This is a genomic window from Marisediminicola senii (assembly GCF_011057645.1).
Classification (GTDB): domain Bacteria; phylum Actinomycetota; class Actinomycetes; order Actinomycetales; family Microbacteriaceae; genus Marisediminicola; species Marisediminicola senii.
Map to the genome: position 1 here is coordinate 1 of NZ_JAALGE010000072.1, position 9,682 is coordinate 9,682.

Here is a 9,682-nt window from a genome sequence, read left to right on the forward strand (position 1 = left end):
CCCCCCGCCGTCACCGCGGCTCCCCCTCTGCACGTCGCACCGCACGCACCCCACCCCGACTCCCCCCACCGACCGGCGATCACCCACCGCAGGTCACCCCCGACCCACCCGAGGAACATCATGGGCTCCACTCAGCCTCACTCCCGCCCCGCCCTCTCGATCCTGACCATCGCCGTGATGCTCATGTCGCTCGTCGTCGCGACGACCGGCAGCACGGCGGCGGTCGCGGACACCTCCCCCCAGGGCGGTGCGCCGCAGACCGTGTCATCCGACCCCCTGCCCACCGTGCAGATCGACGGCGTGGTCTGGGACCAGGTGATCGTCGGCAACACCGTCTACGTGGGCGGCAAGTTCACGACGGCGCGCCCGGCCGGGGCCGCAGCGGGCGTGAACACCGTTCCCCGCTCCAACCTGCTCGCCTACGACATCCGCACCGGTGAGCTCATCACCTCCTTCGCGCACACCGTCAACGGGGAGATCAAGTCGGTGGCAACGTCGCCCGACGGCACCCGCGTCTACATCGGCGGCGTGTTCACGCAGGTGAACGGCATCAACCGTTACCGCGTGGCCGCGTTCGACGTCGCGACCGGCAAGCTCGTCACGTCGTTCGCCCCCACCGCCAACGGTGCTGTGGAATCAGTGGTCGCAACCAATAGCACCGTCTACATCGGCGGTAACTTCACCACCCTCGCCAACTCCACCCGCGTCCGCGCGGGAGCCGTCTCGGCGTCGACCGGCGCCCTCCAGCCGTTCGCCCCGGTCGCTGAGGGCGGACGAGTGTCGTCGATGGTCATCTCTCCTGACGAGACCAAGGTCGTTCTCGGCGGGAGCTTCACCACCCTCAACGGTTCGTCGAACCCCGGCTTCGGCCTCGGCGCCGTCGCCGCGACCACGGGCGCGTCGATGCCGTGGAACATCAACTCGTCGGTGCGAAACGCCGGCACGAGTGCATCCATCTACAGCCTCGATTCCGACGGCGACAGCGTCTACGGAACCGGCTACCACTTCGGCGGCACCGGCACACTGGAGGGCGCGTTCCGCGCCGACTGGAAGAACGGCGACCTGGTCTGGATCGAGGACTGTCACGGAGATACCTACTCCGTCGCCGCGACCTCCGACGTCGTCTACACCGCGTCGCACGCGCACTACTGCGGCAACAGCGGCGGGTTCCCGGAGACCAATCCGAAGATCTACCAGCGCGCCATGGCGTGGTCGAAGAATGGCTCGGGTGGCGTCAACACCGACGACCCCTACAACTACCCGGATGTGCCTGGCACCCCGACCCCGTCGCTGCTCAACTGGTGGCCAGACATCAACACGGGCACGTTCACCGGAATGAGCCAGGGTGCATGGGACGTCACTGCCAACGAGGATTACGTGCTCTACGCCGGCGAGTTCACCAAGGTCAACAGCACGAACCAGCAGGGCATCGTGCGCTTCGCTTCACCGGAGATCGCCCCGAAGAAGGATGGCCCCCGACTCGGCGGCGCGAGCTTCAAGCCCAGCGCCACCTCCATCGCCACCGGGACTGTGCAGCTGTCGTGGCTCGCAAACTACGACCGCGACAACCAGTACCTCACCTACGACGTCATCCGCGATGGCGTGAACGCCAGCCCCGTGCACACCGTCGTCGGGTCCTCCCGCATTTGGTGGGACCGCCCGACCATGAGCTTCCTCGACGAGGGCCTGGCCCCGGGGTCGACGCACACCTACCGCCTGCGTGCCACCGACCCGAACGGCAACGTCGCCTGGGGTGACCCGATCACCGCGACCGCCTCCGGCACCGCCGTGATGAGTGACTACGCCCGCGGCGTGCTCGACGACAGCCCGGCAGCGTACTGGCGCCTGGGCGAGGGCAGCGGAACCGCCGTGCGCAACTGGGTCGGATCGGGCGACGCCGTCGCAGGATCCGCCGTGCGACGCGGAGCCGTCGGCGCCATCGCCGGCGACACCGATACCGCGACGACCTTTTCCGGTTCGTCGAGCGGCGTGACCGGAGTCGTGGCATCGCAGACCGCCACCCAGGCCGACGACACCCTCGGAATCGAGGCGTGGTTCACGACCACCAGCACCGGCGGGGGAAAGATCGTCGGCTTCGGCAACTCCCGCACCGGCGACTCGGGCTCGCACGACCGCAGCATCTACATGGACGGCGCGGGGCGCGTGATGTTCGGGGCGTACCCGACCGTGGCGCGCACCATCCAGAGTGCCCCCGGACTCAACGATGGAAAGTGGCACCAGGTCGTCGCGAACCTCGGCCCGACCGGCATGCAGCTGTTCATCGACGGCAAGCAGGTCGCCCAGCGCACCGATACCACCACCGGTCAGGCCTACAAGGGCTACTGGCGCATCGGCGGGGACTCCAGCTGGAGTGGCAACAAGTACTTCAACGGCTCCATCGACGAGGTCGCCATCTACAACGAAGCCGTGAGCGCACGCATCGTCGACCGGCACTTCGTACTCGCCGGCCGCACCTCCACCGCCCCGAACGTCGCCCCGGTGTCGTCGTTCACCGCATCCGCGACCGACCTCACCGTCACCGTGAACGGCACTGCGTCGACCGACTCCGACGGCACGATCGCCTCGCACGCCTGGACCTTCGGCGACGGCAACTCGGCGACCGGCGCCACCGCGAACCACGCCTACGCCGCCGCGGGCACCTACACGGTGACCCTCACCGTGACCGACGACGACGGGGCGACCACAGCGTCGACCCGGGCCGTGACGGTGACCGCCCCCGTCGTACCGCAGCCGCCCGCAACGCCGGCCGCGATCGCGACCGACGCGTTCGAGCGCACCACCGCCAGCGGACTCGGCTCGGCGCAGACCGGTGGGGCGTGGAGCGTCGCCGGTGGCGCCGCGAACTTCAGCGTCGGGGAGGGTGTAGCCAAGCTGCGCTCGCCCAGCGCCGGCGCGACGCTCTCGTCCTACCTCACGGCGGTCAGCTCGACCGACACCGACGTTCAGGTCACCACATCGCTGCAGCAGGCGTCGACCGGGGGCGGCACATTCGTCTCCCTCATCGGTCGCCGCGTCGGCACCGAGGACTACCGCACCCGCGCCGTGATCGCCGCGAACGGGCAGGTGAACGTGCAGCTGCAGCGCAACGGCACAACCACCAACGCGGCCGTCGTCTCCGGGCTGACCTACGCCACAGGCGACAAGCTGCAGATCCGCATGCAGGTCGTCGGGACCGCTCCGACCACCATCCGCGCCAAGGTCTGGAAGACCGGCACGACCGAACCCGCGGCGTGGCAGCTGACCACCACCGACACCACCGCCTCGCTGCAGGCCGCCGGTCACATCGGAGTCGCAAGCTACCTTTCCGGCAGCTCCACCGCCATCCCGCTCACCACCACGTTCGACAACCTCACCGCCACGAGAAGCGCGCAGTAGCCTCCCGTGTCACACCATTCCCGCGGCACCCCCGCGCCCTCCACCGGGGAACGCATCCTGATCGTCGCCCTCACCCACCAGAGGAACGACGACCTTGGTGCGCTCCTCCCCATGCTGCTCGCTCAGGCGCAGTCGATTCGCGATGCCCACGCCAGCGTGCTCGTGGTCGACAACGACCCCGCCGGGGGCGCGCGGTGCCTCGTGGAGGCGCACGGGGAACCCGACACCATCGAGTACCTGCACGTGCCGTCGCCCGGCATCGCGGCGGCACGCAACGCGGCACTCGCGGCCGCGGCATCCACCGACTTGCTGGTGTTCATCGACGACGACGAGCGTCCGGTCGAACAGTGGCTGCAGCACCTCGTGCGGGTCTGGCGGCAGACCGGGAGCGCCGCGGTCGTCGGGCCCGTGGTGTCGGAATTCGCCGACGAACTCGACCCGTGGATCGTGGCCGGGCGGTTCTTCGACCGGCGAAGGATGCCCACGGGAACCGCGGTGGACACCGCCGCGACCAACAACCTGCTGCTCGACATGGAACAGGTGCGCAGCCTGCGCCTCGCGTTCGACGAGCGGTTCGGCCTCAGCGGCGGGTCGGACACCCTGTTCACCCGCCAGCTGCACGACCGCGGCGGCGTGATGACCTGGTGCGACGAGGCGATCGTGATCGACGTCGTTCCGTCGGCGCGCCTCACCCGCAGCTGGGTGATGCGCCGGGCGTTCCGGAGCGGCAACACCTGGATGCGCACGTCGCTGGTACTCGCGCCGACACCGCTGCACAGTGGGTTCGCACGCATCTGGCTCGGCATCCGCGGGGCGGTGCGGGTACTGGGCGGTGCCTTCCGCGTCGTCGCGGGAATGGTGACCAAGCGCATGGACCTGCGGGCCAGGGGCGCTCGCACGGTGGCGCGCGGGGCGGGCATCCTCGCCGGCTCCGTCGGGTCGACCTACGTGGAGTACCGCCGGGCCTGAGCGGCAGTGAGTGCGGCGGCGGTCTTGGTTGTCGCGGCGGCGGTCTCGGCGGTCGGAGCGGCGGGTGACGCGGCGGTCGGCGCCCACGCGGGCCCGGCGGCGGGTTCGCCGGCGACTGCCGCAGCGCTCAGCGCGACCACAGTTCGCCGAACTGGCGGCTGAACCGGTCGATCGCGTAGCGGTCGACGAACGTGGCCCTGGCCGCCTCCCCCATCCGGCGGGCGCGCGGCCGGTCGATACTCGCCAGCGCGTCGGCGAGTTCGGCGACCGAGCGGTTCGTGAACAGCAGCCCGTCGACCCCCGGCGTGACGATCGACCCCAGGCCGCCGCCCGCCGACGCGATGACCGGCCTGCGCCGGCTGAACGCCTCGACCGCGACGAGGCCGAACGGCTCTGGATCGTCGGATGGCATGACGACGACGTCGCTGCGGTCGATCCACTCGATGGTGTCCGTGACCTGCCCGACCACGGTCACGCTCTGCGGGTGTCGGAGCGCGGCGACCAGTCCGACGACGTCGACCGCGGTACCCAGCTCAGGTGGCGACCCGACGATGACGAGCTGGCCGGGAGGGGTGTCGAGCGAATCCCACGCGGCGAGCAGGGTGGCGTGTCCCTTCCAGGAATTCCAGCGGCTCGCGACGAGAAAGCGCATCGGGCCGACGGTCTCGTCAACCGGCGTGGGCGGCGGTGTCGCCCGGTCGGCGACGGCGTTGACGATCGTGGTCACCCTCCGATGCAGGCGGCCAGGCATCGATGAGGCCGACTCGGTCGAGATCGCGACGATATCGGTGCACGCGGAGGCCAGGGTTCCGAGCACCCTCGCGTCGGACGGGCTCCAGATCTCCTGCATGTGCATGATCACGCGGGGGCTCCCGGCGAGTCGCGCGACCGGCGCGGCGAGCAGCGCGGCACTGGTGGCGCAGTACACGATCGCTGGCCGCGCGCGCAGCAGCCGCCACCACAGCGTCGCAGTGCGGGCGATCAGGCCAGGCAGGTGGGCGGGCGTGAGGTACCGGCGCCGCAGGATCGGGGTCGGCAGCACGCGCGTGGTGACGCCGCGCTCCTCGAGGTGCTGCTGCACGGAGTCGGCGGAGCGTTCGACATCCGCTGGCAGCCAGACCTCGGCCGTGAGGTCGGGGTGCCCGGCCAGCGTGTCGACGACGTGCAGCAGCATCCTGTCTGCCCCGAACATCTCGTTCGACGAGTGCACGAAGACGACCGTGCGACGTGGTGCCCTCATGGCGTTCTCCCCGATCGGTGGTGGCGCGGGTCGGCGGCGTGGCGGTAGGCGTCGCGGTGCTGGGCGCCGATCGCCGGCCAGTCGCGTGCCGAGAGGTCGGGCCGGCCAGTCGGGGGCCCATCGCGCAGGTCGGCGACGGCCGCGGCGAGCACGTCGGAGGTGAGCGGCCCGGCATAGGCGCGCACCCATCCGGCCCCCACCTCCCTGGCGAGGTCTGCCGTGACGGGGTTCTCCGGCACCAGCACCGGGCGGTCGAGCGACAGGGCCAGCAGCAGCGCGCCCGAATTGTGCATGGCGCGGTAGGGCAGCACCACGAGCTCCGCCGCTCGAATGGATGCCGCCAGCGCCGCGTCACTCGCATACCCGAGCGCCAGCTCCACCCGGTGATCCGCGCCGGCCAGGGCGATGAGCTCGGCCTCGAGCTCCGGGTCGGCGGCCTTGCCCATCACCCGCAGTCGCAGCCCGTGCCCGGGAACCGCGGCGAACTCCTCGACGAGGTGCTCGATGCCCTTGTAGCGCCGCAGCAGGCCGAAGGTGAGCAGGTTGACGGGCTCGGCGGCAACGCTGGCGAGAGTGGTGGAATCGGGCGATGCATCCACCGCCGCATCCGCCGGAACCACGTCGCGGTAGTGCCCGTGCACGATGACCCGACTCGCCGGCTCCTGCCTCGACCGGGCTCCGGGCACCGGGGTGTGCGGGTTCAGCCGGATCCACATCGCGGTGCGGGCGTCGAGTCGACCGAGCAGCCAGCGGTCCACCGGCGCCCGCGCTTCGTGGGTGGCCACATTGTGGATGGTGCGCACCAGCACCGACCTGGTGAGGCCGAGCCGGGCGAGCAGCAGCAGCAGCCGCAGGCGCCGCCACCAGGTGCGTGCCGGCCCTGGCCTGCCGTCGAGCAGGTTCTCGGGCCAGTGCAGGTGCAGCACGTCGAACCGGCCGGCCGCCACCCGGCGCCAGGAGAACGGCACGGTCGTGACCCCGTCGCCCGGGATGGCGGCGAGCAGCTGGCTGAGGAACGGATTCGTGGTGGGGCGGACGAACGGCACCGCATTCATCACGACGAGAGGCCGCTGCCCGTCGCCCCTGCGCGGGTCGGTCACGCGCGGCCTAGGCGCGGCGCGGCCGCGCCGGGTCTGCCGGACCGGCCTGGTCGGCCGACGGCGGCATCACCGCGGGGGCCGGCACCCAACCCGTGGTCGCGCCGGCACCGGTGCTCCCACCCGCATCGACGACAGCGGTAACCGCGGCACCCGCCGCACCAGCACCCGCCGGGTCGGTGTACCCGTAGTACGACACCGCGCGGCGCGACACCATGCCGTTGAGCACCAAGCCGAGCACGGGTGCGGTGACCTGCTCGAGCGAGCGCACCGCCATCTGCAGTTCCTGGCGCCGGCTCTTCTTGAAGCGGGCGACCAGCACGGTGCCGTCGGCGATCTTCGCCAGCGAGAGCGTGTCGGTCACGGGCAGCAGCGGAGCGCTGTCGACGACGATGAAGTCGTAGCGGGTGGCGAGGTGCGCGAACAGGTCGGCCATGGCCACCGATCCGAGCATCTGGCTGGGGTTCGCGGGAACGAGCCCCGACGGCAGCACGTCAATCAGGCCGCCGCCCCACGGGCGGATGGCGTCGTCGAGGGTCGCATTGCCCACGAGCAGCGAGGTGAGTCCAATCGACCCGTCGATCTGGCAGTAGTCGGCGACCGACGGCTTGCGCAGGTCGGCGTCAATCAGCAGCACCCGGCCGAGCCGGTCGGCCATGGCCAGGGCGAGGTTGACGGCGGTGGTGGTCTTTCCCTCGCCGGGGTAGGCCGAGGTCACGACGACCGAGCGCACCGGGTCGTCGACGTTCGCGAACTCCAGGTTGGTGGCGACGCGCCGGTAGTCCTCGGCCTGCGGGCTGTGCGGGTCGGTGCGCATCACGATCGTGGCGGTGTGCTTGGCGTCCTGGCGTCCGATCACGCCGAGCACGGGGCTCTCGCTCGAGCGCTCGAGGTCGCGTTCGCTGCGCACCCGGGTGTCGAGGAACTGGCGGGCGAGGATGCCCCCGATGGCGAGGGCGAGGCCGCCGACGAGGCCGGTGAGCACGATGAGCCGGGTGTTCGGCGACGAGGCGCCGGTCGGTACCTTCGCGGCCGACACCGTCTCCATCGAGATGACGGGCGCCTCCCCGGCCCCCTGCGGCGACAGCCGTTGTTCCGTGGTGGTCTTGAGCGACGCGGTAACGGCATTGGCGATGGATGCCGCAGCCTCGGGCGACGGGTCGGAGACCGTGATGTCGATGATCACGGTGTTGAGCCGGATGTCTGCGGTCACCTGCTCGGCGAGCGCGTCGGCGGTGACCGGCAGCTGGAGTTCGGCGATGACCGGCTCGAGCACGATCGGCAGGTCGGCGAGCTGGGCGTATGACTCGACCTGCGCCTGGGTGAACGTCGACCCCTGCACGAGCTCGGAGGTGGTCTCGCCGCGCTGCGTCGCGACGAAGACGCTGCTGGTCGCGCGGTAGATGGTGGGCAGTGACGAGGCCACGGCGAACGCCAGCCCGGCAGCCAGCAGGCCGATCGCCACGATGAGCAGCCATCGCTTGCGCAGCGCCTCGACGTACTCGTTGGCTTCCACTACTGTCCTCCCCGACCGGTGTCCATCATCGTATCCGCCCGGCTGTTCGCCGCCCGCCGCGCCGCGGGGAGCCTCCGGATCAGGTGCGATGCCCCGGCGACGGTACCGGCGATGGCGGCGGCGGGCAGCGCGACGGGCCGATTCAGGATGCCGCGGCGCCCGCCACCGCGCAGCAGCACCGCCCACGCGTACCCGACGCTGCCGAGCAGCCACCGCGCGGCCTGTCGCCGGGTCAGGTGCAAAGCCGCGAACAGCAACCGGTTGCGGCAGTTGAAGTAGACGTAGGTGGGCGACTTGCCCGCGCCCCGCGCGGCCGACGCGCCCTGCGTGCCGCCCACGGCGTGCGTGACCTCGAGGGTCGGCACCACCTCGAGTCGCCCCCCGGCCGCCACGCACCGCCACGAGAAGTCGACGTCTTCCCAGTATAGAAAGTAGGAATCGTCGAATCCGCCGACCCTCTGCCACAGCTCTTGGTGCACCAAGAGGCACGCGCCGGACAGCCACCCGCCGGGGGCCGAGCTGTCCGTACCGGGCGCAGTACTCGTGCGTCCCTCGCGAACCAGAACGGTGCCGCCGTCGAACCAGCGGCTCCCGTCGGGTCGCACGACAGTGGGGCTGAACACGGTCATGGGGTGGTCGACAGACAGCCGGTGCAGCGCCGCGACGGTCTCGTCGGTGATGGCGGCATCCGGATTAAGCAGCATGAATACCGTGCAGCCCATGCGGTGTGCGGCGGCGACCCCCGCGTTGACGCCGGCGCCGAAACCGACGTTGTCGTCGTGGGCGACAAGGGTCCAGCCGCGGCTCGCGCAGAGCTGACGCACCGCGTCGCGCTCGGCGTCGGTCGTGTAGTTGTCGACGACGACGATGGATGCCGCCAGCCCGGCGAACCGCAGCGAGGCGAGGTTCTCGGCGACGAGGTCGTGCGAGCCGTAGTTGACCACGATGAGCGCGAGCGCGCGGTCGGTAGCCGAAGCATCGCCCATCGATAGCTCCTGCCCGAGGCCGTCGGTCGACAGCCGTTCGCCGAGCTTAGCCGCCGGGGCATCCTGGCACGTAGCTATGATCGGCAGCACGACGGGAACCGGACCTCGATACCGCGTGCAGTCGGGACCGGATGGAGTGGTGAAATGCGCGTTCTCGTGGTGTGTACGGCCAATGTGTGCCGCTCGCCGTTCGCCGCCGCCCTGCTGGCGAACCGGCTGGTGGCGGCCGACCCCGGCACGACGATCACGGTGAGCAGTGCCGGATCGCGGGCGCACCACGGTGCCGCCGCGTGCGAGGTCGCCGCTGCCATGGCAACCGACGGCGGGTTCCCCATCCTCGGCCACGCGTCCCGACCGCTCGACGTGTCGACGATCGAGGGGGCCGACCTGATCCTCACCGCGGAGGCCGCGCACCGCAGCGCCGTCTCCCGCCTCGTGCCGGGCGCGCGCGCCAGGACGTTCACGATCTCGGAGGCCG

The 9,682-nt window shown here is 70.9% G+C and carries 7 protein-coding genes; 3 read left to right on the top strand and 4 right to left on the bottom strand.

The genetic code is table 11. The annotated features are described in order from the left end of the window. Positions 1–120 precede the first annotated feature (120 nt). Both G5S38_RS14645 and G5S38_RS14650 read left to right on the top strand, forming a co-directional pair. Positions 121–3,396, top strand: coding sequence for a PKD domain-containing protein (locus tag G5S38_RS14645; protein WP_165070195.1), 3,276 nt, complete (start codon positions 121–123; stop codon positions 3,394–3,396). A 6-nt stretch (positions 3,397–3,402) separates the two neighbouring features. Continuing rightward, complete coding sequence (locus G5S38_RS14650) at positions 3,403–4,365, top strand: glycosyltransferase (protein WP_235929107.1); 963 nt, start codon at positions 3,403–3,405, stop codon at positions 4,363–4,365. Between the two features lie 127 nt (positions 4,366–4,492). On the opposite strand, the gene G5S38_RS14655 is transcribed toward G5S38_RS14650, so the two are convergent. Genes G5S38_RS14655 through G5S38_RS14670 form a run of 4 tightly spaced genes read right to left on the bottom strand, consistent with a single transcriptional unit; the run spans position 4,493 to position 9,204 of the window. After that, a complete protein-coding gene (locus G5S38_RS14655) occupies positions 4,493–5,605 on the bottom strand; it encodes a glycosyltransferase family 4 protein (RefSeq protein ID WP_165070198.1) in 1,113 nt (370 codons plus the stop codon). Beyond that, positions 5,602–6,705: a glycosyltransferase gene (locus tag G5S38_RS14660; RefSeq protein WP_165070200.1), complete on the bottom strand. Its 1,104-nt coding sequence runs from the start codon at positions 6,703–6,705 to the stop codon at positions 5,602–5,604. Before G5S38_RS14660 ends, G5S38_RS14655 begins: the two co-directional genes overlap by 4 nt. Positions 6,706–6,712: 7 nt before the next feature. Beyond that, complete coding sequence (locus tag G5S38_RS14665; protein ID WP_165070203.1) at positions 6,713–8,218, bottom strand: polysaccharide biosynthesis tyrosine autokinase; 1,506 nt, start codon at positions 8,216–8,218, stop codon at positions 6,713–6,715. Then, positions 8,218–9,204 (bottom strand): glycosyltransferase family 2 protein, encoded by a 987-nt coding sequence (locus tag G5S38_RS14670; RefSeq protein WP_165070206.1) that lies wholly within the window; start codon positions 9,202–9,204, stop codon positions 8,218–8,220. The genes G5S38_RS14665 and G5S38_RS14670 overlap by 1 nt, the downstream gene beginning before the upstream one ends. A gap of 144 nt (positions 9,205–9,348) precedes the next feature. Here G5S38_RS14670 and G5S38_RS14675 point away from each other — a divergent pair. Beyond that, a partial coding sequence (locus G5S38_RS14675; RefSeq protein WP_456237999.1) for an arsenate reductase/protein-tyrosine-phosphatase family protein occupies positions 9,349–9,682 on the top strand: 334 nt, incomplete at its 3' end.